Here is a 20,503-nt window from a genome sequence, read left to right as displayed (position 1 = left end):
TCAAAGATAGAATCTTTGGCTCGTCGGAGCGTAGCGCAGCCTGGTAGCGCATCTGATTTGGGATCAGAGGGTCGAAGGTTCGAATCCTTTCGCTCCGACCACCGGAATCAAGGGGTTACAACACAAAGTGTTGTAACCCCTTTTCCATTTCGGGCCCGTGAAAGATCCCGGGCAACCGCCCGCATTTCGCGCCACGTAGTCACTCGATCCGCACGAGATCACGCGTCGCGACCGGCAGTCGATCGGCAGGCGTGCTTTCCGATGGCCGCCCTTTCGATCCGGAATATCGATAAACCAGATACTTCCCGTCCGTCTCGCCGCCTTCGTTGGGGATGATCACCCACATCTCCCCACGCCCCGAATACAGCCACCGCGGAAGCGCCTTCTCCGCGAAATAGATCCGCTCTTCGACATGCGTGATCGGATTCAGCCGGATTGCGACGCCCTTCAGGTAAGGCGATCCGTAGTTCAGTACGAAGACGAGGGTCTTGCCGACGCACCTCGACAACGCAATCCTGCCCACGAAATCGGTCTCCGGCATGTCAAGGAACGCACGCCCGGTCTTGTGCCCCCGCCGCACGAACAGTGCATCTCCGTCCAACCCATGCGAGCGGGCCTCGAGCGCAATGCGACTCCCGTCCGCCAACGGGCAGGAAAGCACCTGACGCAGGCCGCCGGCCTCATCGATTCCCGGCGTCGCGCCGAACGTCGCTGTCGCCACCGATAAAAGACCGACGACGAGCACTTTCATTCGACCGTTACCAGTCAGTTGCGTCGCGAATCGACTCATTGAGTCGCAGCATCGCGGGTTATCCACTTCGGCACGCTCGCACGAATCACCTTTTTCCAGGAACAAACCGGCGCATCAACGGGGCCAACTCGAACCCGTAGCGGTACCATTATCAGCGCCCCATTGCCAGACCGGAGTTTCGTCAACCATGCCGACATCCCTGTCGTCCCTGCAACTGCCCGAAGGCCTCGGCACCATCGGGAATCTGGCTGTCGAGTTCGTCGAGGATGAACGGAAAACGTACGAGATGTGGATGCTCGATACGGACCTACCTTTCGACGAAGCCGTGTCGCGGTTGTCGGCCTTCGTCAAGCGCCATTTCGGCGGCGACGAGCGGGCTTCGTCCGCCGACCGCTTCGGCTTCCGCAGCTGGGCGGCCTCCTGGTCCCGCGAGAGACAGGAGATCTCGGCCCAGCTCACCGGCACCGACGACGGCAGCTCGGGTTACCTCCGCAATGCGTACCACGCGTGAATGAACCCACTTGCCGCCCCCGACATCATCCGAACCTCGCATGACAGCCTCCCCGACTGATCGCCCGGCAAAACCGGCGATGAATATCGCGACCGTCATCGCCATGATCATCGGCGCCGCCGTACTCGCTTTCTGCGTCGTGCAGGCCTACCGGACGACGGTCTTCCTTTCGCATGCCTCTCGAGCGCCCGGCGTAGTCGTCAAGTCGAGCGGACACCCGACCATACGCTTCGAAACAGCCCAGGGCCAGCGCATCGAGTTCGTGCAGAACGGCGGCATGGACGGCCCGCCCGGAACTGTCGTGCAGGTCGCGTACGACCCTGCCGCGCCCGCGGAAACGGCCCGGGCCGCCACGTTCCTGGCGATATGGGGCGATGTGCTGTGGGGATTGCCGGCAGGCCTCGGCTTTCTGGTCCTGCCGCTGTTCGGCGCCCGGTTCGTGCTCACCGGGCGGTACGGGAACGCGATAAGCCGTTAAGCTGCAACGCACGGATTCATGCGATGTCCGGGCATTCGCGGCAAGTCCGGACGCTTTCATCGTCGGTCACGCTTGCGAAGGTCACGAATCGAACGAAGTGGCCGGCCCCGCCGCCGCAACCCGGATACGACACTTCCGGGAACACGCGATAATGCGCGTGGACAACCTGCATCCGCGCATGACAAACAACATTCTCAAGACCGCCCTGTGCGCATCGCTGCTCGCGCTTGCGACCGCCGGCACCGCATCGGCCAAGGCACTCGACGACGCGCTCGACTGCCACTCGACCGGGCACAAGTTCGTCGCGCCGCTGCTCGCCGCCGGCGATATCCAGTCGGAGCCGATGCACGTCGAATCGAACTCGGTCAACGCATTCCGCACGAGCCACTCGCTGACCGCATACGGCTTCGGCGTCTACGTCGTGCTCGGCTACCAGGCGAACGACCCGATCTTCCGCACCGGCGACGGCACGCCGATCGGCGACTGGGCCTATGGCGTCGTGGTGCGCGGCACGAAAAGCGCGGTGGAGGAAGCCGTGCGCAAGGCCGGCAGCGACGCGACCGTCAGGCAGGCGTTTCCGTTCCTGACCGCGATCGTCTGCTCGTCGGACTGAGCGACCGTCAGGACGCTCATGCGGCAATCCTGAGGGCGGGCAACCTGCCGCCCGGCCCTGCCCCGCTGTCGGACTTTTACGCGCCCGTATACACCACGCGATACGGGATTCCGACCTTCTCCCATTCCGCCGCCTCCTGGCTGAGGCTGTAGTCGGTCAGCGGGTTCTGCTCGACCCACGCGCTCGGCAGGCGCACTTCATACCCGCCCTTCTTCATCTGCGAGACGGAAATGTCGGGCAGCCCCGCGTCGGTTCGGCGCCGACACAGCAGCGCCGCGAGCCGCAGGCAGAACAGCAGCGGCCACTCGACTTCGCGTGCCTGCGACAGCTTGCCGAGCTTGCCCGCGTGACCGAGCACGAGCGCGGCGAGCCGCGCCTGGTCGGTGCGCGAAAAACCCGGCATGTCCGCGTTGCTCGCGATATAGGCCGAATGCTTGTGATACGCGCTATGCGAGATCGACAGGCCGATCTCGTGCAACGCGGCCGCCCAGCCGAGGAACATCCGTCCTTCCTCGCGCGCTTCGTCGTCGGCTTCCTCGAGTTCGTCGTAGAAACGCCCCGCCAGCGCGCCGATCCGCTCGGCCTGCGCACGATCGACACCGTAGCGGCGCGTAAAGCCCTCGACGGTCACCGCGCGCATGTCCTCGTGCTGCGTCCGGCCGAGCAGGTCGTACAGCACCCCTAGGCGCAGCGCGCCGTCGGTCGTATCGACGTAGTCGACGCCAAGCTCCTCGAACACCGCGAGCATGATCGCGAGGCCGCCCGCGAGCACCGGCACGCGGTCGGGCTTCAGCGCGATCAGCTTCAGCCGGTTGACGTTCTCCGACTTGATCAGCGCACGCTTCAGGCGCTCGAGGCCGCCGCGCGAAATGCCGTGCGTGATGCCCGGATCGTTGAAGCCGTTCGCCTCGACGAGTTCCGCGAGCGCACGCGCGGTGCCGGACGAACCGATCGCCTGGTCCCAGCCGGCCTTCTTGTACTCGCTCGAAATGATCTGGATCTCGCGCTTGGCCGCGAGTTCGGCCTGCCGCATCGTGTATTCGTCGACGTTGCCGGCGGGGAAGAAGGCGCGGCTGTGGCTCACGCAGCCGATATAGAGGCTCTCCATCACGATCGGCGTGTAGTGCGAGCCGATGATGAATTCGGTGGAGCCGCCGCCGATGTCGACGACGAGCCGCTTGCCGGCGCTCGCCGGCACCGAGTGCGCGGCGCCCGCGTAGATCAGGCGCGCTTCTTCGCGGCCTGCAATCACTTCGATCGGAAAACCGAGCGCCGCTTCCGCCTCGCCGAGAAACTCGCCCGCGTTCTTCGCGACGCGCAGCGTGTTGGTGGCCACCGCGCGCACATGATCGGGATGGAAATCGCGCAGGCGCTCGCCGAACCGCTTGAGCGCCTCCCAGCCGCGCTCCTGCGACGCGCGATCGAGCATCTTGTCGCTCGACAGGCCCGCGGCCAGCCGGACGGGCTCGCGCAGCGCATCGACGGGATAGATCTGGCTGCCCGCCGGCGTTTCCTCGACACGTCCGACGATCAGCCGGAAGCTGTTCGAGCCGAGATCCACGGCAGCCAGCAAGTGGGGGGTTGTAACCATCAGAAGGGGCTCCGTGCGCGTTCGCCCGCGGCGGCCGGTGCGACAGCCGTGGGCGATCAATCAAAGGCGACATTTTAAGCGTGGAACGCTTGCCGTTGCCACGCTTCACGGGCATGCATACCGCTCGTTTGCATATCGTCGAAACATTTATGGGACGAAACGATTAAAGCGTAGAATTTCCCGATATAAATACATCACTGTCATCAGCACGTCATCGTACCGTGAGAGTTTCCGAGCGTCCTTTCGAATCATCGCCTGAATCACCCCCAACTCTGCCGATGTCCGTCCGTTATCCGCTTCTCAATCGTGAACTCGGCATCCTCGGTTTCAACGAGCGCGTGCTGGCCCAGGCAGCCGATCCGCAAGTCCCGTTGCTCGAGCGGCTCCGCTTCATCTGCATCACCAGCAGCAACCTCGACGAATTCTTCGAAGTCCGCATGGCCGGCCTTCAGGAGCAGATCCGCGACAACCCCGGCGCCCTGACGCCCGACGGGATGTCGTTACAACATGCTTACGATCTCGTGGTCGAACGCGCGCAGCGGCTCGTCCATCGACAGTACACGATGTTGCACGAAACCGTGCTGCCCGCGCTCGAGCAGGAAGGCATCTACTTCCATGCGAGCGACACCTGGAACGACGAGCAGCTCGAATGGGCGCGGCACTACTTCCTCGACGAGCTGCTGCCCGTGCTGACGCCGATCGGCCTCGATCCCGCCCACCCGTTCCCGCGCGTGCTGAACAAGAGCCTGAACTTCGTCGTCGAGCTCGAAGGCCGCGACGCATTCGGCCGCCAGGCCGTGATGGGCATCGTGCAGGCGCCGCGCGCGCTGCCGCGCGTCGTACGCATGCCGCACGCGCTGTCGGGCTTCGAGCACGGCTTCGTGCTGCTGAGCTCGTTCATGCAGCGCTTCGTCGGCGAACTCTTCCCGCAACTCGTCGTGAAGAGCTGCAACCAGTTCCGTATCACGCGCAACAGCGAACTGTTCGTCGACGAAGACGAGATCACGAACCTGCGCGTCGCGCTGCAGGGCGAATTGCCCGCGCGCCACCTCGGCAACGCGGTGCGCCTCGAGGTGTCGGCCGACACGCCGCCGCACATCGTGCGACGCCTGCTCGACGAAAGCGAGCTCGGCGACAAGGATTGCTATCGCGTGGCCGGATCGGTGAACCTCGTGCGGCTGATGCAGATCCCCGATCTCGTCGACCGCCCCGACCTGAAGTTCACGCCGTTCACCGCGTCGACGCCCGCCGCGATCACGAACGCGCCGACGATGTTCGACGCGATCGACAACGGCGACATCCTGCTGCACCACCCGTACGAGAGCTTCCAGCCGGTGCTCGAACTGCTGCAGCAGGCCGCGAAGGACCCGAGCGTCGTCGCGATCAAGCAGACGATCTACCGCACCGGCACCGATTCGCCGCTGATGGACGCGCTGATGGAAGCCGCGCGCAACGGCAAGGAAGTGACCGTCGTCGTCGAACTGCTTGCGCGCTTCGACGAGGAAACCAACATCAACTGGGCGTCGCAGCTCGAGGCCGTCGGCGCGCACGTCGTGTACGGCGTGGTCGGCCACAAGTGCCACGCGAAGATGATGCTGATCGTGCGGCGCGTTGTGCAGGGCGGCAAGGCGTCGCTGCGCCGCTACGTGCACCTCGGCACCGGCAACTACCACCCGCGCACGGCACGCCTCTACACCGACTTCGGGCTGATGACGGCCGACCAGAAGATCTGCGAGGACGTCCATCACGTGTTCCAGCAACTGACCGGCATCGGCGGCGAACTCACGCTGCACGAGCTGTGGCAGTCTCCGTTCACGCTGCATCCGCGCATCATCGACTCGATCCGCGCGGAGATCGACAATGCGCGTGCCGGCAAGCGCGCGCGCGTCGTCGCGAAGATGAACGCGCTGCTGGAACCGACGGTGATCGCGGCGCTGTACGAAGCGTCGCAGGCCGGCGTCAAGGTCGACCTGATCGTGCGCGGTGTCTGCGCGCTGAAGCCCGGCGTGCCGGGGCTGTCGGAAAACATCACCGTGCGCTCGATCGTCGGCCGCTTCCTCGAGCACCACCGGATCTACTATTTCCACGCGAACGGTGCCGAGGACGTCTATCTGTCGAGCGCCGACTGGATGGACCGCAACCTGTTCCGCCGCGTCGAAGTCGCGTTCCCGATCCGCGATCGCAAGCTCAAGCGGCGCGTGATCGCCGAAGGCCTGTCGGTGTGCCTTGGCGACAACCAGTCGGCATGGCAGATGCACAGCGACGGCCACTACCGCCGGCGCCGCGCCGGCAAGACGATCCGCAACGCGCAACTCGGGCTGCTCGCGAAGTTCTGCTCGTGAACCGGCAACGCGGCGCGAGTTGCACGCCGCGTCGCCAACGAATAAGCGCAGCCCGCGGGCTGCGCTTATTCGTTGCGGATCCGGCATGCCGCCGCTCGCCGGACGAGCGGCGGATACCGTTACGCGATCATGCCTCGTACGTAGCCGGCCGGATCGCGATGACGCGCGAACCCGGGAACCGCGCAGTGAACGTGCTGCCGCGCCCTTCCTCGCTCTGCACGTACAGGTGTGCGTCGTGCCGCTGCAGCACGTGCTTGACGATCGCGAGCCCGAGCCCCGTGCCGCCCGTGTCGCGCGAACGGCTGCGGTCGACGCGATAGAAGCGTTCGGTGAGCCGCGGCAGGTCGGCGGCCGGAATGCCGAAGCCGCTGTCCGTGACGGAAAACACGCCTTGCGCGCCTTCGCGCCGCCACGTCACGACGATCTTCCCGCCTTCCGGCGTATAGCGGATCGCGTTCGTGACGAGATTCGCGAATGCGCTGAACAGCTCCGTCTGCGCGCCGGTGACGCCGAGCGTCTCGTCGATCGAGAACGCGATGTCGTGATGCCCGTTCGACAGCGTCTGTGCATCCTCGTTCAGGTGATCGAATACGGCGCGCATGTCGATCGCGCGATCGACCGGCGGCTTGCTCTCGCCCTCCAGCTTCGCGAGCACCAGCAGGTCGGTCACGATGTGCCGCATCCGCGATGCCTGCTGCTCCATCATCTCGAGATAGCGCGCGCGGTCTTCCTCGTTCAGCGGCAGCTCGCGCATCGTCTCGAGAAAGCCCGACAGCACGGTGAGCGGCGTCTTCAGTTCGTGCGACACGTTCGCGACGAAGTCGCGCCGCATCGCGTCGGTCCGCTCGAGCTCGGTGATGTCCTGCGTGAGCAGCAGCTTGCGGTTCTCGCCGTACGGAAACACCTGCACTTCCAGCACGTTCTGCCGCGAGTCGCCCATGCCGCGCATCACGAGCGTCTCGTCGTAATGCTGCGCGTTCAGGTAGCGGACGAAATCGGGATGGCGTACCAGGTTGGTGATGTGCTGGCGCAGGTCGCGCTTCGCATCCAGGCCGAAATGGACCTCGGCGATCGCATTGCACCACTCGATCTGGTCGTGATCGTCGAGCATCGCGACGCCGTTCGGCGACGCCTGGATCGCCTGGATGAAGCGCGAATGCTGCTGCTCGACCTGCCGCACCTGCGCATGCCACTGCTTCGCGAGCTTGTGCAGACGATAGTAGATCTCGCCCCAGATGCCCGGCGCGCTCGGCACTTCACCGTAGACCGGCGCATCGAGCAGCCGCCACAGACGCTGCGTGTGAAAGGTACTGAAAAAGCCCTGCGCAACCAGCATCACGACCACGAACACGAGGCCCGCGATCGGGCCGGCGAAAACGCCGACCAATACGCCGATCAGCACGAGCAGCACGAGCGACACCAGAAAGCGCGCCCAGATGATGTTCATGATTCAGCGCCCGAAAGAATGAACGGCTTGCCGTGGCACACAGCAGGCCCGGATACGTTACGCGTGCTTGGCGAGCCGGTAGCCGCTGCCGCGCACGGTCTCGATCATCGCATCGCAACCGGCCGGTTTCAAGGCCGCGCGCAATCGTTTGATGTGCACGTCGACGGTCCGCTCCTCGACGAACACGTGGTCGCCCCACACCTGGTCGAGCAGTTGCGTGCGACTGTGCACGCGCTCCGGATGCGTCATGAAGAAATGCAGCAGGCGGAACTCGGTCGGGCCGAGATCGAGCTTGATCTCGCTGCCTTCCGCATGCGCGGCGACGCGGTGCGTGGCCGGGTCGAGGCGCAGCCCGTTGATCGACACGACGTCCTCGGTCAGCTGCGGCGCACGGCGGCGCAGCACGGCCTTGATCCGCGCCATCAGTTCCTTCGGCGAGAACGGCTTCGTCACGTAGTCGTCCGCGCCGATTTCGAGGCCGAGCACCTTGTCCTGCTCGTCGCCGCGGGCGGTGAGCATGATGATCGGGATGTGTTTGGTCCGTTCGTTGTTGCGCAGGTCGCGCGCGAACGCGATGCCGGATTTGCCCGGCAGCATCCAGTCGAGCAGCACGAGATCGGGCAGCACGTCGCTGATCAGGTTCTGCGCCTGTTCGGCGTTGTACGCACGAATCGGGCAGTGACCGGCGTGCTGGAGATTCACCGAGATCAGTTCGGAAATCGCGGGCTCATCTTCAACGACGAGAATGTTGCTGGGCATCGGCACCTCTTTTTTCCCTGTACGGAGTCGATTAACTGTTGGCTTCGCGATCGAGCGTGTCGCGCGGCTGATGCCGCACGTCCGTGCCCTTCACGATGTAGATGATGAATTCGGCGATGTTCTTCGCGTGGTCGCCGATCCGCTCGATCGCCTTCGCAATGAACAGGTATTCCAGGCCGACCGAAATCGTGCGCGGATCTTCCTGCATGTACGACACGAGCTTGCGCACGAACGCACGGAATTCCTGGTCGATCTCCTTGTCGTCCTTGACGATCTGCGCGGCGGCCACCGTATCGAGACGCGCGAACGCGTCGAGCGCGCGGCGCAGGATCGTCACGGCCATCTCGCCCGACACCTTGATCTCGGCGATGTTGACCGCACGCGCGGCCGGCTCGTCGACCAGGCGGCGCACGCGCTTCGCGATCTTCTCGGCCTCGTCGCCGGCGCGCTCGAGGTTCGTAATCGTTTTCGAAATCGACATCAAAAGGCGCAGGTCCCGCGCGGCAGGCTGTCTCCGCGCGATGATGTTGCCGCATTCCTGGTCGATGTCGACTTCCATCGCGTTCAGCGTTTCCTCGGCCGCGATCACTTTCTCGGCCGTATCGCGATCGAATTCGTTCAGCGCGTGCATCGCCCCGACGATCTGCGACTCGACGAGCCCGCCCATTTCCAGCACTTTCGACGACACGGCATTCAGGTCCGCGTCGAACTGGCTCGACAGATGTTTATCCGACATGGCTGTTGTTCTCCGTCATCAACCGAAACGGCCGGTGATGTAGTCTTCCGTTTCCTTGCGCACCGGCTTGATGAAGATCTTTTCGGTCTCGCCGAATTCGATCAGCTCGCCCAGGTACATGTAGGCCGTGTAATCCGAGCAGCGCGCTGCCTGCTGCATGTTGTGCGTGACGATCACGACCGTGTAGTCGCTCTTCAGCTCCGCGATCAGTTCCTCGATGCGGCCGGTCGAAATCGGGTCGAGCGCCGAGCACGGTTCGTCGAGCAGCAGCACTTCCGGACGGATCGCAATGCCGCGCGCGATGCACAGACGCTGCTGCTGGCCGCCCGAGAGGCCGTAGCCGCTCTGGCTCAGCTTGTCCTTCACTTCGTTCCACAGCGCGGCCTTCGTGAGCGCCCACTCGACGCGGTCGTCCATTTCCGAGCGCGTGAGCTTTTCGAACATCTTCACGCCGAACGCGATGTTGTCGTAGATCGACATCGGGAACGGGGTCGGCTTCTGGAACACCATGCCGATACGTGCGCGCAGCAGCGAGATGTCGCGCTTCGTCGTCAGCAGGTTCTCGCCGTCCATCAGGATTTCGCCTTCGGCGCGCTGCTCCGGATAGAGCGCGAACATCTTGTTGAACGTGCGCAGCAGCGTCGACTTGCCGCAGCCCGACGGGCCGATGAACGCCGTCACCTTCCCTTCGGGAATGCGCAGGTTGATGTTCTTCAGCGCGTGGAACTTGTTGTAGAAGAAGTTGAGGTTGTTGACCTCGATCTTCGCGTTCAGCGGCGCGAGCGGGCGATCGTTCGCCGCGTCATGCGTGCCGGCCGGCGCAGCGGTGCGCTCGACGGGATTCAGGTGGCTCTCTGCCATATTCATCGGATTGCTCCGCCGTTACTTTTTCGAGAAGATCGAGCGCGCCAGGACGTTGAGTCCGAGCACCCCGAGCGTAATCAGGAACACGCCCGCCCATGCGAGCGACTGCCACTCCGCGAACGGGCTCATCGCGAACTTGTAGATCGTGACGGGCAGGTTCGCCATCGGCTGGCTCATGTCCCACGAGAAGAACTGGTTCGACAGTGCGGTGAACAGCAACGGCGCCGTTTCGCCGGCAATCCGCGCGACCGCGAGCAGCACGCCCGTCACGATCCCGCCGACCGATGCGCGCAGCGTGATCTTCAGCACCATGCGCCACTTCGGCGTACCGAGCGCGAAGGCCGCTTCGCGCAGCGCGTTCGGCACGAGCTTCAGCATGTTCTCCGTCGTGCGGATCACGATCGGAATCTGCAGCAGCGCAAGCGCGATCACGCCGGCCCAGCCCGAGAAGCGCCCCGACTTCGCGACGACGATCGCATACACGAACAGGCCGATGACGATCGACGGCGCCGACAGCAGGATGTCGTTGATGAAGCGGATCGTGCTCGCCAGCAGGTTCTTCTGGCCGTACTCGGCGAGATAGACGCCTGCGAGGATGCCGATCGGCGTGCCGACCAGCGTGCCGAAACCGCACAGCAGCAGGCTGCCGACGATCGCGTTCGCGAGACCGCCACCTTCCGTGTTCGGCGCCGGCGTCGATTCGGTGAACAGTTGCAGCGACAGGCCGCCGACGCCGAGATGCACCGTCGTGTAGAGAATCCACACGAGCCACAGCAGCCCGAAGGCCATCGCGCCGAGCGACGCGGTGAGCGCGATCGCGTTGACGGCCTTGCGCTTGCGCTGCAGGCGGTTGCGCATCGCGTCGAGCGCGGCGCCGTCCGGCCCCGGGAAATTCATGATGGGCTCGCTCATTTCTTGCCCTCTCCCTTCTCGAGACGAAGCAGCAGCAGTTTGGAGATGGACAGCACGATGAACGTGATCACGAACAGGATCAGGCCGAGTTCCATCAGCGCGGATGTGTGCAGGCCCGGCTGCGCTTCCGCGAATTCGTTCGCGAGCGCCGACGTGATGCTGTTGCCCGGCGCGAACAGCGACACGCTGTCGAGCAGGTTCGTGTTGCCGATCACGAAGGTCACGGCCATCGTCTCGCCGAGCGCGCGGCCGAGGCCGAGCATCACGCCGCCGATCACGCCCGTCTTCGTGTAGGGCAGCACCACCTTCCACATCACTTCCCAGGTCGTGCAGCCGATCCCGTAGGCCGACTCCTTCAGCAGCACCGGCGTGACTTCGAACACGTCACGCATCACCGATGCGATGTACGGGATGATCATGATCGCGAGGATCACGCCGGCTGCAAGGATGCCGATACCGATCGGCGGGCCGGCAGTCAGCGGGCCGAGCACCCAGACGTCCTTGAACAGGCGGCCGATCGGTTTCTGGAAGTATTCGGCGAAAATCGGCGCGAACACGAGCAGGCCCCACATGCCGTACACGATCGACGGAATCGCGGCGAGCAGCTCGATGGCGATACCGAGCGGGCGGCGCAGCCACACGGGCGACAGCTCGGTGAGGAACAGCGCGATGCCGAAGCTGACGGGCACCGCGATGACGAGCGCGATGACCGACGTCACGATCGTGCCGTAGATCGGCACGAGTGCGCCGTAGATGTCCGAGTTGGGATCCCACTCGGATTGCCACAGGAAGCCGAGGCCGAACTTCTGGATGGTCGGCAGCGACGCGATGATCAGGGAAACGATGATCCCGCCGAGCAGCAGCAGGGTCACGATCGCGGCGAGCCGCGCAAGGCCGCCGAACAGGACATCCCCGAGACGGCTCGGCGCGCGCTGCTGCGCACTATCGGGCGACCGGGAGGACGTGTAGGAAATATCAGACATGGGTGCCTGCTTTTGATTGCCGGGCGCCGTAACGCCCGGCTTTACCGCACACACTGCCCGGCCGGCACGGCCGGGCAGCGAACCGCTGCAATGCTTACTCGGCGGCGACCGGCTTGCCCGAAGCGTCCGTCACCTTGACCTTCCACTGCTTGCGGATTTCCGCTTCGACTGCCGGCGGCAGCGAGATGTAGTCGAGGCTGTCAGCAGCCTTCTCGCCGTTCTTGAACGCCCAGCTGAAGAACTTCAGCGTTTCCGCGCCCTGCTCCGGCTTTTCCTGCTTCGCGTGCAGCAGCACGAACGTCGCGCCGACGACCGGCCATGCTTCCTTGCCCGGCTGGTTCGTGAGGATCTGGTAGAACGACTTCGACCAGTTCGCGCCTGCGGCAGCGGCCTTGAACGTTTCGGTCTTCGGCTCGACCACCGTGCCCGTCGAGTTCTTCAGGGCCGTGTAGATCATGTTGTTCTTCTTCGCGTACGCCCACTCGACGTAGCCGATCGCGCCCGGCAGGCGCTGCACGAAGGCCGCGACGCCGTCGTTGCCCTTGCCGCCCGTGCCCGTCGGCCAGTTGACCGTCGTGCCTTCGCCGATCTTCGACTTCCACTCGTCGTTGACCTTCGACAGGTAGTTCGTCCAGATGAAGCTCGTGCCCGAGCCGTCAGCGCGGCGGACCACGGCGATGTCCGTGTCCGGCAGCTTGACCTTCGGGTTCAGCGCGGCGATCGCCGGGTCGTTCCACTTCTTGATCTTGCCGAGGTAGATGTCGCCGAGCACCGGGCCCGACAGCGTCAGTTCGCCAGCCTTCACGCCCGGCACGTTGACGACCGGCACCACGCCGCCGACCACCGTCGGGAACTGGAACAGGCCTTCCTTCGCGAGCTCGTCATCCTTCAGCGGAGCGTCCGAGCCGGCAAAATCGACCGTCTTCGCGATAATCTGCTTCAGGCCGCCCGACGAACCGATACCTTGGTAGTTGACCTTCGCGCCGCCGGTCTGCTGGTAGTCAGCAGCCCATTTCGTATAGATCGGCATCGCGAACGTGCTGCCTGCGCCCGTGATGTCGGCAGCGTGGGCGGCGACGGCGAAAAGCGCGCCAGCCAGGCCGGCAATCGCGGTTTGCATCAATTTCATGAGACCTCCAGTGTGTGAGCGGATGACTACGGCACCGCGAAGGTTAGGGGCTCCTCATGACGGTAATGTGACAATCGATGAAACTGGCGTGACAGTAACATGACTGGTTGAAAGGGAGTAACAGGGTCGGCGCGCGTGGCGCTCAGACGGCGGCGGAGGGGCGATGGCGGCAGGAATTGCCGGCCCGGAAGGGACGGGATGACGCCCCGTTTCTCACTGTGCGGCGGGATCGCGGCACCGCGTCGGTGGTACGAAAAGCCTCCGCCGGCAGCTGCCCCGATCTCGGGGTCGGACGTTTTTTCGTCCGGGGCATGCGGCAGGCGATATGCGTTACTTATAGGTATCGCAAACCTTTGCGTCTGACGAAATCGCGGCGCCCCGAAGGCGCCGCATGCCGGTTCAACGGAACGCCGGCGCGCGGGCGTCCGACCGCCCTTGCGCCGGGCCTGCGCGTCAGGCCGTCGCCGCGCGCACCGCGTCGGCGATCGTCTCCGCATGGCGAACCGCGTCGGCCGCTTGCTGCGCTTCGACCATCACGCGCAACACGGGCTCGGTGCCCGATGCGCGGATCAGCACGCGGCCGCTGCCGGCGAGCGCGGCTTCGGCTGCGTCGATCGCTGCGCGAATCGACGTGCTGCCCTTCCAGTCGGCACCCGGCTTCATCCGCACGTTGATCAGCTTCTGCGGGAACAGCGTGACGCCGTCGAGCATCTGCGCGAGGGTCTGGCCGCTGCGCTTCAGTGCAGCCAGCACAAGCAGCGCCGACACGATGCCGTCGCCGGTCGAGTGGCGATCGAGCGACAGGATGTGGCCCGAGCCTTCCGCGCCGAGTTGCCAGCCGTGCTCGCGCAACTGCTCGAGCACGTAGCGATCCCCGACCGCCGCCCGCACGAACTTCACGCCCGCGCGTTGCAGCGCGACTTCGACGGCGAGATTCGTCATCAGCGTGCCGACCGCACCCTCCACCTTGCCGTCGGTCGCGATCCGGTCCTTCACGAGCACGTAGAGCAGCTCGTCGCCGTTGTACAGGCGACCGGTCGCGTCGACGACCTGCAGGCGGTCCGCATCGCCGTCGAGCGCAATGCCGAGATCGGCGTGGTTCGCGCGCACCGCGCGCACCAGCGCGTCCGGCGCGGTCGCGCCGACGCCGTCGTTGATGTTGAAGCCGTTCGGCGCGACGCCGATCGGGATCACGTCCGCGCCGAGTTCGTGGAACACGTGCGGCGCGATCTGGTACGCGGCACCGTGCGCGCAGTCGATCACGAGCTTCAGCCCGCGCAGGTCGAACGCGGCCGGGAACGTGCTCTTGCAGAATTCGATGTAGCGGCCGGCCGCATCGTCGAGGCGGCGCGCCTTGCCGAGACCGTCGGACGATGCGCATTCGAGCGGCTTGTCGAGCCACGCTTCGATCGCGGCTTCGGTGTCGTCCGGCAGCTTGTTGCCGTCAGCGGAGAAAAACTTGATCCCGTTGTCGCGATACGGATTGTGCGATGCGCTGATCACGACGCCCGCCGACAGGCGCAACGCGCGCGTCAGGTAAGCAACCCCTGGCGTCGGCATCGGGCCGGCCAGCATCACGTCGACACCCGCCGCCGAGAACCCTGCTTCAAGCGCGGCTTCGAGCATGTAACCCGACACGCGCGTGTCCTTGCCGATCAGCACGGTCGGCCGCGAGCCTGCCGCGCCATCGGCCGAGCTGGCCAGTACCTTGCCGGCCGCGTAGCCGAGACGCAACACGAAATCCGGCGTGATGGGTGCCTCGCCCACCGTGCCGCGAATGCCGTCCGTGCCGAAATATCGACGTCCCATAGCGAATCTTCCTCCTTCGTCTTCTGACTTATCGTTGCCGCGCGGCTTCGCGCACGGCATTCCAGATTTTCAACGCATCGACCGTCGCCGCGACATCGTGCACGCGCACGATCGCCGCCCCACGCTCGACCGCGCACAATGCGGCCGCCACGCTCGCCACGACGCGCTCCATCGGCGGCTTGCCGCCGATCACCGCGCCGAGCATCGACTTGCGCGACATGCCTGCGAGTATCGGATACGCGCGCCCGTCGGGCCGCGCGGGCGCCGTTTCCGGCAGTGCGGCCAGGAGTGCATAGTTGTCGTCGACGACCGCCTTGCCGAACCCGAAACCGGGATCGACGCAGATCCGCTCCGGCGCAATCCCCGCGTCGCGCAGTGCCTGCGCGCGCGCGGCGAGAAAATCGCGCACGTCGGTCACGATGTCGCCGTAATCGGGTTCGCCGACCTGCATCGTTTGCGGCTCGCCGAGCATGTGCATCGCACACAGCCCGCAATTGCCCTCGCGCACCGCGTCGATCGCGCCCGGCTGGCGGAACCCCCAGATGTCGTTGATCAGGTCGGCGCCTGCGGCCAGTGCCGCGCGCATCACGGCCGGCTTGTAGGTATCGATCGACAGCGGCACGTTCAATGGGCGCAGCGCTTCGACAAGCGGGATCACGCGCGCGAGTTCCTCGTCGAGCGGCACCGGCGGCGCGCCGGGGCGCGTCGATTCGCCGCCGATATCGAGGAGATCGGCGCCTTCGGCAATCATCCGCTCGGCCTGGCGCAGCGCATCGTCGCGCGCGAGGAAGCGGCCGCCGTCGGAAAACGAATCGGGCGTGGCGTTGAGAATGCCCATCACGAGCGGGCGCTCGAACGTCAGTTCGAAGCGGCCGCACCGGAGTGGCGCGGGAATTGGGGGGGAAACAGCGGAATCGGACACGGGCAACTGGCGTGAATGAATGCAAAACGGGCCGGTGTGAAGACACACCAGCCCGTGAACGGTGCTAAAGAGCGGAGATTATGCCGCCGGCGAAGCAGGCGCCGGTGCGTTGCCGGCCTTCACCTCGGCGCTGCTGCCGCCACCCGACGAATCACCGCCGACAGCCGGCGAGCTCTTCGGGGAGCGCGGCGGACGGCCTTCCATGATGTCGTTGATCTGATCGGCATCGATCGTCTCCCACTCCATCAGCGCGGCGGTCATCGCTTCGACCTTGTCGCGGTTCTCGTCGAGCAGGCGGCGCGCAAGGCCGTACTGTTCGTCGAGCACGCGGCGGATTTCCGCATCGACCTTCTGCTGCGTCGCTTCCGAAATCGTGCGCGTGAAGCCACGGCCGAACGGCGATGCATCGTTTTCGTCGTCGACGTAGACCATCGGCCCGAGCGCATCGGTCATGCCGAAACGGGCGACCATCGCGCGCGCCGTCTGCGTTGCCTTGTTGAAGTCGTCCGACGCACCGGTGCTGACGAGGTTCATGAACAACTCTTCCGCCACCCGGCCACCGAACAGGATCGCGAGGCGATCCATCAGGTAGTCCTTCGAATACGTTTCGTTGTCATGCTCCGGCAACTGCCACGTGACACCCAGCGCGCGACCGCGCGGAATGATCGTGACCTTGTGCACCGGGTCGGCCTTCGGCAGCAGCTTCGCGATCACCGCGTGGCCCGACTCGTGATAAGCGGTCGCACGCTTCGCTTCCTCGCGGATCACGGCCGACTTGCGCTCCGGACCCATGAAGATCTTGTCCTTCGCGTCTTCGAAATCCTGCATCTCGACGATGCGCTTGCCGCGGCGTGCGGCGAACAGCGCAGCCTCGTTGACGAGGTTCGCGAGATCGGCGCCCGAGAAGCCCGGCGTGCCGCGCGCGATGACTGCCGCATCGACGTCGTTCGCGATCGGTACCTTGCGCAGGTGCACGCGCATGATCTGTTCGCGGCCGCGGATGTCCGGCAGACCGACGTAGACCTGGCGGTCGAAACGGCCCGGACGCAGCAGCGCCTTGTCGAGCACGTCGGAACGGTTGGTTGCGGCGATCACGATCACGCCCGAGTTCGCCTCGAAGCCGTCCATCTCGACGAGCATCTGGTTCAGCGTCTGTTCGCGCTCGTCGTTGCCGCCGCCCATGCCGGCGCCGCGATGACGGCCGACCGCGTCGATTTCGTCGATGAACACGATGCACGGTGCGTGCTTCTTCGCCTGCTCGAACATGTCGCGCACACGGGCCGCGCCGACGCCGACGAACATTTCGACGAAGTCCGAACCCGAGATGCTGAAGAACGGCACTTTCGCTTCACCCGCGATTGCGCGGGCCAGCAGCGTCTTGCCGGTACCCGGAGGGCCGACGAGCAGCACGCCGCGCGGAATGCGGCCGCCGAGCTTCTGGAATTTCTGCGGATCGCGCAGGAAGTCGACGAGCTCGGACACTTCTTCCTTCGCTTCGTCGCAGCCCGCGACGTCGGAGAAGTTCACCGCGTTGTTGTTCTCGTCGATCAGCCGCGCGCGGGATTTGCCGAACGAGAACGCGCCGCCTTTGCCGCCTCCCTGCATCTGCCGCATCATGTAGAACCAGAACACGATGATCAGGATCGTCGGCCCGAGGTAGTACAGCGCGGACATCAGCGCATTCGGCTCGTCGTCGGCCTTGCCGCTGACCTGCACGCCGTACTTCATCAGATCGCCAACCATCCAGATGTCGCCGGGCGACACGATCTGGTATTTCTGGCCATCAGCCGGAGTGACGGTGAGGTTGCGCCCCTGAACGATGACGTTCTTGACCTTGCCGTTCTTGGCGTCGTCCATGAACTGCGAATAGGACACGCCTTCCTGGACGCGGGGCTTGTCGAACTGCTTGAACACCGTAAACAGCACCAGTGCGATCACCAGCCACACCGCTGCCTTCGAAAACATATTGTTGTTCAAAGCACCACTCCTTCACTCGTAGACGAGCGCCTACATTTTCCTTGCGGCGCCCCTCGGTCATTCTAATCCAGTCCGACCACCCTCGCCATAAGCATTGACAACCGCCGCGATAGCGCTTCGCTTGTCTGGCAAGGGCCGGAGCCCGTTTGCGGCACCCCGCCGCGCATCAGCGCGGACGTTTCAGATGCCGACCCAAAATGAACGTTTCGGACGATTTGTCGCGGGACGCCTTCGGCTTGCGCGGCGCGACGGTCTTAAACTGCTGTTTGAATTTCTCGACGATCTGGCTGTAGCCGCTGCCGTGAAAACATTTCACGAGCAACGCACCATCCGGCTTCAGATGGTTCTGCGCGAATTCGAGCGCCAGATCGCAGAGATGCTCGATGCGCGCCGCGTCCGCCGAGGCCACGCCGGAGAGGTTGGGGGCCATGTCGGAAATAACAAGGTCCACCGCGCGGCCTTCGAGCAATTCCTCAAGCTGGTGAAGCACGTCATCCTCGCGGAAGTCGCCCTGGAGGAAGTGGACGTCGGCGATCGGCTCCATCGGCAGGATGTCGAGCGCGACGATCGTGCCGTCGATGCCGCCTTCGCGCTCCGCATCGCGCTTCTTGCCCTGCGCGAGCTTGTTGCGGGCATACTGGCTCCAGCTGCCCGGCGTCGCGCCGAGATCGACGATCACCTGGCCCGGACGGATCAGCTTGTCCTGCTCGTCGATTTCCTTCAGCTTGTACGCGGCACGCGCGCGATAGCCCTCCCGCTGCGCCATTTTGACGTACGGGTCGTTGATGTGGTCGTGCAGCCAGTGCTGGTTGAAGCGGTTTTTTGCCATTCGAAAGAGAGATTGCTGCCAATTGCTTCGTGAAGCCGCGCTTTTAGCGGATAATACGCGTCTTCTTCGCGCGGCTGCGGCCCCTTTTCGGGCCCAAGCCGCGATTTTACGTGGTTTCGGCGCACGGCTGACGCGGTAACTACCCGCGATCGCTTTTCAGTCAGCGCGCCCTTATTTAGATTTCGACATTTCCATGCCCGCCCTTTCGCTTTCTCCCGCCGAGCGCTCCGCGCTGCGCTCCCAGGCCCATGCGCTCAAGCCCGTCGTGCTGATCGGCGCCGAAGGGCTCACCGACGCCGTGCTGAAGGAAATCAAGGTGCACCTCGACGCGCACCAACTGATCAAGATCCGCGTGTTCGGCGACGAGCGCGACGAGCGCATCGCGATCTACGACGAGATCTGCGATCGCCTGAGCGCGGCGCCGATCCAGCACATCGGCAAGCTGCTGGTGATCTGGAAGCCCGAAGCCGCCGTTGCGGCCCCGGCCCGCGGCCGTCGTGCCGGCACGCTGCCGAGCGCGGCCGAAGCCGTGGACGACAAGAAAGGCCGTGCACCGCGCACCGTCAAGGTCGTCAAGGTGTCGCCGAACGCGAGCCCCGTGCGCCGTCCGCGGCCGGTCAAGGTCACGGTGCGCGGCAACGAACGCGTGACGGCGGGCGGTACCGTGAAGCGTGCGAAAAAGCGCCAGGCCAGCACCAAGCGGCCGTTCCAGGACAAGTAAGCATCGGGGCGGCACGGCTGCGCCGTCCCGCCACCCTGCCCGCGGGCCCGGCATCGACCGGGCCTGCGCGGCACGCGCGTCAGGCGTCGCGCGCCGGCAGACGCCAGATCAGCATCAGCCCCAGTACGCTCTCGACGAGGTAGAACACGCTCGAGACGCCGTGCAGCATCCCGAAGCGGCTCGCATACGGCGAATTCGCGATATCGGTGCCCGCGTCCATCGCGGCGACCCGCAGCGCGTTCATGAACGGCTGCAGCGCAAAATACCCGACCAGCACGCACCCGACCATCGCGGCGACGATCCAGCGCACGCGGCGATAATCGCTGCTGCCGCGCCGCACCTGCTGGTTCGACAACGCGAGCAGCAGCACGCCGCACACGACACCGAGGATCGCCTCGATACGGAACAGCTGGGCGGCGACCGAACCGGCCGTCATCCGCTCCAGCGTCTTGAACAGCACGGGCGCGACCGCATACCCGATCGTCAGCAGGCTGCCGACCCACACGGCCGACAGCAGACGGAACACGCGATGCGGCATCGTGTCGCCCCGCTTCAGATGTAGCTGACCGAGATGATTTCGTATTCGCGCACGCCGCTCGGCGCCTGCACGGCCGCGACGTCGCCTTCGGACTTGCCGATCAGCGCACGCGCGATCGGCGAGCTGACCGAGATCAGGCCGTGATCGATATCGGCTTCGTCGTCGCCGACGATCTGGTACTTGACGGTGTCGCCCGACTCCAGATCCTCGAGTTCGACGGTCGATGCGAAAACCACGCGGCCTTCGGCGTCGAGCACGGTCGGATCGATGACCTGCGCGGCCGACAGCTTCGATTCGATTTCCGCGATACGACCCTCGATGAAGCCCTGCTTTTCCTTCGCGGCATCGTATTCGGCGTTTTCGGACAGGTCGCCCTGTGCGCGGGCCTCCGCGATCGCGTTGATCACGGCCGGCCGCTCGACGGACTTGAGGCGCTGCAATTCATCGCGCAGTTGCTCTGCGCCACGCTTTGTCAACGGAATGGTGCTCATAAACGGCTCAATCGCTAAAAACGGCTATAAAAAAAATCACCGCGATTAAGCGCGTTTCCGATGCACTGGAAACACCGCCTAATCGCGGCACGTGTTGCTT

General features: G+C 64.9%; 20 protein-coding genes and 1 tRNA gene. 6 read left to right on the top strand and 15 right to left on the bottom strand.

Annotated features, from left to right (window positions below; all coding sequences use genetic code 11):
- The first annotated feature begins 24 nt into the window (after window positions 1–24).
- Window positions 25–101, top strand: a tRNA-Pro gene (locus DPV79_RS06315).
- A gap of 98 nt (window positions 102–199) precedes the next feature.
- On the opposite strand, the gene DPV79_RS06310 is transcribed toward DPV79_RS06315, so the two are convergent.
- Window positions 200–751 carry a hypothetical protein gene (locus DPV79_RS06310; protein ID WP_113045021.1) on the bottom strand — a complete coding sequence of 184 codons (552 nt, stop codon included), beginning with the start codon at window positions 749–751 and terminating at the stop codon, window positions 200–202.
- A 187-nt stretch (window positions 752–938) separates the two neighbouring features.
- On the opposite strand from DPV79_RS06310, the gene DPV79_RS06305 reads away from it, so the two are divergent.
- The 3 genes from DPV79_RS06305 (at window position 939) to DPV79_RS06295 (ending at window position 2,353) form a co-directional block, all read left to right on the top strand.
- Window positions 939–1,262, top strand: a complete 324-nt coding sequence (locus tag DPV79_RS06305) for a hypothetical protein (protein ID WP_113045020.1) — start codon at window positions 939–941, stop codon at window positions 1,260–1,262.
- Window positions 1,263–1,302: 40 nt separating this feature from the next.
- Window positions 1,303–1,740 (top strand): DUF3592 domain-containing protein, encoded by a 438-nt coding sequence (locus DPV79_RS06300; protein WP_113045019.1) that lies wholly within the window; start codon window positions 1,303–1,305, stop codon window positions 1,738–1,740.
- 178 nt (window positions 1,741–1,918) lie between these two features.
- Complete coding sequence (locus DPV79_RS06295; RefSeq protein ID WP_027787865.1) at window positions 1,919–2,353, top strand: hypothetical protein; 435 nt, start codon at window positions 1,919–1,921, stop codon at window positions 2,351–2,353.
- A 76-nt stretch (window positions 2,354–2,429) separates the two neighbouring features.
- Here DPV79_RS06295 and ppx read toward each other — a convergent pair whose 3' ends face one another.
- Window positions 2,430–3,944: an exopolyphosphatase gene (gene ppx, locus DPV79_RS06290; RefSeq protein ID WP_027787866.1), complete on the bottom strand. Its 1,515-nt coding sequence runs from the start codon at window positions 3,942–3,944 to the stop codon at window positions 2,430–2,432.
- 278 nt (window positions 3,945–4,222) lie between these two features.
- On the opposite strand from ppx, the gene ppk1 reads away from it, so the two are divergent.
- Window positions 4,223–6,286, top strand: a complete 2,064-nt coding sequence (ppk1, locus tag DPV79_RS06285) for a polyphosphate kinase 1 (RefSeq protein WP_021157273.1) — start codon at window positions 4,223–4,225, stop codon at window positions 6,284–6,286.
- A gap of 127 nt (window positions 6,287–6,413) precedes the next feature.
- On the opposite strand, the gene phoR is transcribed toward ppk1, so the two are convergent.
- The 11 genes from phoR to DPV79_RS06225 all read right to left on the bottom strand — a co-directional run bounded on the left by phoR (window position 6,414) and on the right by DPV79_RS06225 (window position 18,653).
- A complete protein-coding gene (gene phoR, locus DPV79_RS06280; RefSeq protein ID WP_113045018.1) occupies window positions 6,414–7,733 on the bottom strand; it encodes a phosphate regulon sensor histidine kinase PhoR in 1,320 nt (439 codons plus the stop codon).
- Window positions 7,734–7,790: 57 nt separating this feature from the next.
- Window positions 7,791–8,492, bottom strand: coding sequence for a phosphate regulon transcriptional regulator PhoB (gene phoB / locus DPV79_RS06275; RefSeq protein WP_027787869.1), 702 nt, complete (start codon window positions 8,490–8,492; stop codon window positions 7,791–7,793).
- 31 nt (window positions 8,493–8,523) lie between these two features.
- Entirely contained in the window at window positions 8,524–9,228 is a 705-nt protein-coding gene (gene phoU, locus DPV79_RS06270) for a phosphate signaling complex protein PhoU (protein ID WP_021157276.1), read from the bottom strand.
- Between the two features lie 18 nt (window positions 9,229–9,246).
- Entirely contained in the window at window positions 9,247–10,095 is an 849-nt protein-coding gene (pstB, locus tag DPV79_RS06265) for a phosphate ABC transporter ATP-binding protein PstB (protein WP_021157277.1), read from the bottom strand.
- Between the two features lie 15 nt (window positions 10,096–10,110).
- Window positions 10,111–11,004 (bottom strand): phosphate ABC transporter permease PstA, encoded by an 894-nt coding sequence (pstA, locus tag DPV79_RS06260; RefSeq protein ID WP_021157278.1) that lies wholly within the window; start codon window positions 11,002–11,004, stop codon window positions 10,111–10,113.
- Window positions 11,001–11,987: a phosphate ABC transporter permease PstC gene (gene pstC, locus DPV79_RS06255; RefSeq protein ID WP_113045017.1), complete on the bottom strand. Its 987-nt coding sequence runs from the start codon at window positions 11,985–11,987 to the stop codon at window positions 11,001–11,003. Before pstC ends, pstA begins: the two co-directional genes overlap by 4 nt.
- Before the next feature lie 94 nt (window positions 11,988–12,081).
- On the bottom strand, window positions 12,082–13,116 hold the full coding sequence (gene pstS, locus DPV79_RS06250; protein WP_027787874.1) for a phosphate ABC transporter substrate-binding protein PstS: 1,035 nt from the start codon (window positions 13,114–13,116) through the stop codon (window positions 12,082–12,084).
- Between the two features lie 453 nt (window positions 13,117–13,569).
- Entirely contained in the window at window positions 13,570–14,925 is a 1,356-nt protein-coding gene (gene glmM, locus DPV79_RS06240; protein WP_021163356.1) for a phosphoglucosamine mutase, read from the bottom strand.
- A 28-nt stretch (window positions 14,926–14,953) separates the two neighbouring features.
- Window positions 14,954–15,847 carry a dihydropteroate synthase gene (folP, locus tag DPV79_RS06235; protein WP_133295618.1) on the bottom strand — a complete coding sequence of 298 codons (894 nt, stop codon included), beginning with the start codon at window positions 15,845–15,847 and terminating at the stop codon, window positions 14,954–14,956.
- A gap of 78 nt (window positions 15,848–15,925) precedes the next feature.
- Window positions 15,926–17,824 carry an ATP-dependent zinc metalloprotease FtsH gene (gene ftsH / locus DPV79_RS06230; RefSeq protein WP_059681991.1) on the bottom strand — a complete coding sequence of 633 codons (1,899 nt, stop codon included), beginning with the start codon at window positions 17,822–17,824 and terminating at the stop codon, window positions 15,926–15,928.
- A gap of 166 nt (window positions 17,825–17,990) precedes the next feature.
- Complete coding sequence (locus DPV79_RS06225; protein WP_021163359.1) at window positions 17,991–18,653, bottom strand: RlmE family RNA methyltransferase; 663 nt, start codon at window positions 18,651–18,653, stop codon at window positions 17,991–17,993.
- A 193-nt stretch (window positions 18,654–18,846) separates the two neighbouring features.
- Between DPV79_RS06225 and DPV79_RS06220 the strand changes: the two genes are divergently transcribed.
- Entirely contained in the window at window positions 18,847–19,374 is a 528-nt protein-coding gene (locus tag DPV79_RS06220) for a YhbY family RNA-binding protein (RefSeq protein WP_059486740.1), read from the top strand.
- Window positions 19,375–19,453: 79 nt separating this feature from the next.
- Here the strand turns inward: DPV79_RS06220 and DPV79_RS06215 are convergent, their stop codons facing one another.
- Window positions 19,454–19,912, bottom strand: coding sequence for a DUF4149 domain-containing protein (locus DPV79_RS06215; protein WP_113045015.1), 459 nt, complete (start codon window positions 19,910–19,912; stop codon window positions 19,454–19,456).
- A gap of 14 nt (window positions 19,913–19,926) precedes the next feature.
- The gene (gene greA / locus DPV79_RS06210) at window positions 19,927–20,403 is read right to left on the bottom strand and encodes a transcription elongation factor GreA (protein WP_021163362.1); all 477 of its coding nucleotides are present in this window, start codon (window positions 20,401–20,403) and stop codon (window positions 19,927–19,929) included.
- Window positions 20,404–20,503: the final 100 nt, after the last annotated feature.

Source organism: Burkholderia reimsis (assembly GCF_003294055.1).
GTDB classification, from domain to species: Bacteria; Pseudomonadota; Gammaproteobacteria; order Burkholderiales; family Burkholderiaceae; genus Burkholderia; species Burkholderia cepacia.
Note: the sequence above shows the minus strand (reverse complement) of the source record. Positions and strands in the feature narration are given on the sequence as shown.

Excerpts from the sequence above, each read along its gene's own strand:
- DPV79_RS06310 (WP_113045021.1), bottom strand. The coding sequence starts at position 751 with ATGAAAGTGCTCGTCGTCGGTCTTTTATCGGTGGCGACAGCGACGTTC.
- DPV79_RS06305 (WP_113045020.1), top strand. The coding sequence starts at position 939 with ATGCCGACATCCCTGTCGTCCCTGCAACTGCCCGAAGGCCTCGGCACC.
- DPV79_RS06300 (WP_113045019.1), top strand. The coding sequence starts at position 1,303 with ATGACAGCCTCCCCGACTGATCGCCCGGCAAAACCGGCGATGAATATC.
- DPV79_RS06295 (WP_027787865.1), top strand. The coding sequence starts at position 1,919 with ATGACAAACAACATTCTCAAGACCGCCCTGTGCGCATCGCTGCTCGCG.
- ppx (WP_027787866.1), bottom strand. The coding sequence starts at position 3,944 with ATGGTTACAACCCCCCACTTGCTGGCTGCCGTGGATCTCGGCTCGAAC.
- ppk1 (WP_021157273.1), top strand. The coding sequence starts at position 4,223 with ATGTCCGTCCGTTATCCGCTTCTCAATCGTGAACTCGGCATCCTCGGT.
- phoR (WP_113045018.1), bottom strand. The coding sequence starts at position 7,733 with ATGAACATCATCTGGGCGCGCTTTCTGGTGTCGCTCGTGCTGCTCGTG.
- phoB (WP_027787869.1), bottom strand. The coding sequence starts at position 8,492 with ATGCCCAGCAACATTCTCGTCGTTGAAGATGAGCCCGCGATTTCCGAA.
- phoU (WP_021157276.1), bottom strand. The coding sequence starts at position 9,228 with ATGTCGGATAAACATCTGTCGAGCCAGTTCGACGCGGACCTGAATGCC.
- pstB (WP_021157277.1), bottom strand. The coding sequence starts at position 10,095 with ATGAATATGGCAGAGAGCCACCTGAATCCCGTCGAGCGCACCGCTGCG.
- pstA (WP_021157278.1), bottom strand. The coding sequence starts at position 11,004 with ATGAGCGAGCCCATCATGAATTTCCCGGGGCCGGACGGCGCCGCGCTC.
- pstC (WP_113045017.1), bottom strand. The coding sequence starts at position 11,987 with ATGTCTGATATTTCCTACACGTCCTCCCGGTCGCCCGATAGTGCGCAG.
- pstS (WP_027787874.1), bottom strand. The coding sequence starts at position 13,116 with ATGAAATTGATGCAAACCGCGATTGCCGGCCTGGCTGGCGCGCTTTTC.
- glmM (WP_021163356.1), bottom strand. The coding sequence starts at position 14,925 with ATGGGACGTCGATATTTCGGCACGGACGGCATTCGCGGCACGGTGGGC.
- DPV79_RS06225 (WP_021163359.1), bottom strand. The coding sequence starts at position 18,653 with ATGGCAAAAAACCGCTTCAACCAGCACTGGCTGCACGACCACATCAAC.
- DPV79_RS06220 (WP_059486740.1), top strand. The coding sequence starts at position 18,847 with ATGCCCGCCCTTTCGCTTTCTCCCGCCGAGCGCTCCGCGCTGCGCTCC.
- DPV79_RS06215 (WP_113045015.1), bottom strand. The coding sequence starts at position 19,912 with ATGCCGCATCGCGTGTTCCGTCTGCTGTCGGCCGTGTGGGTCGGCAGC.
- greA (WP_021163362.1), bottom strand. The coding sequence starts at position 20,403 with ATGAGCACCATTCCGTTGACAAAGCGTGGCGCAGAGCAACTGCGCGAT.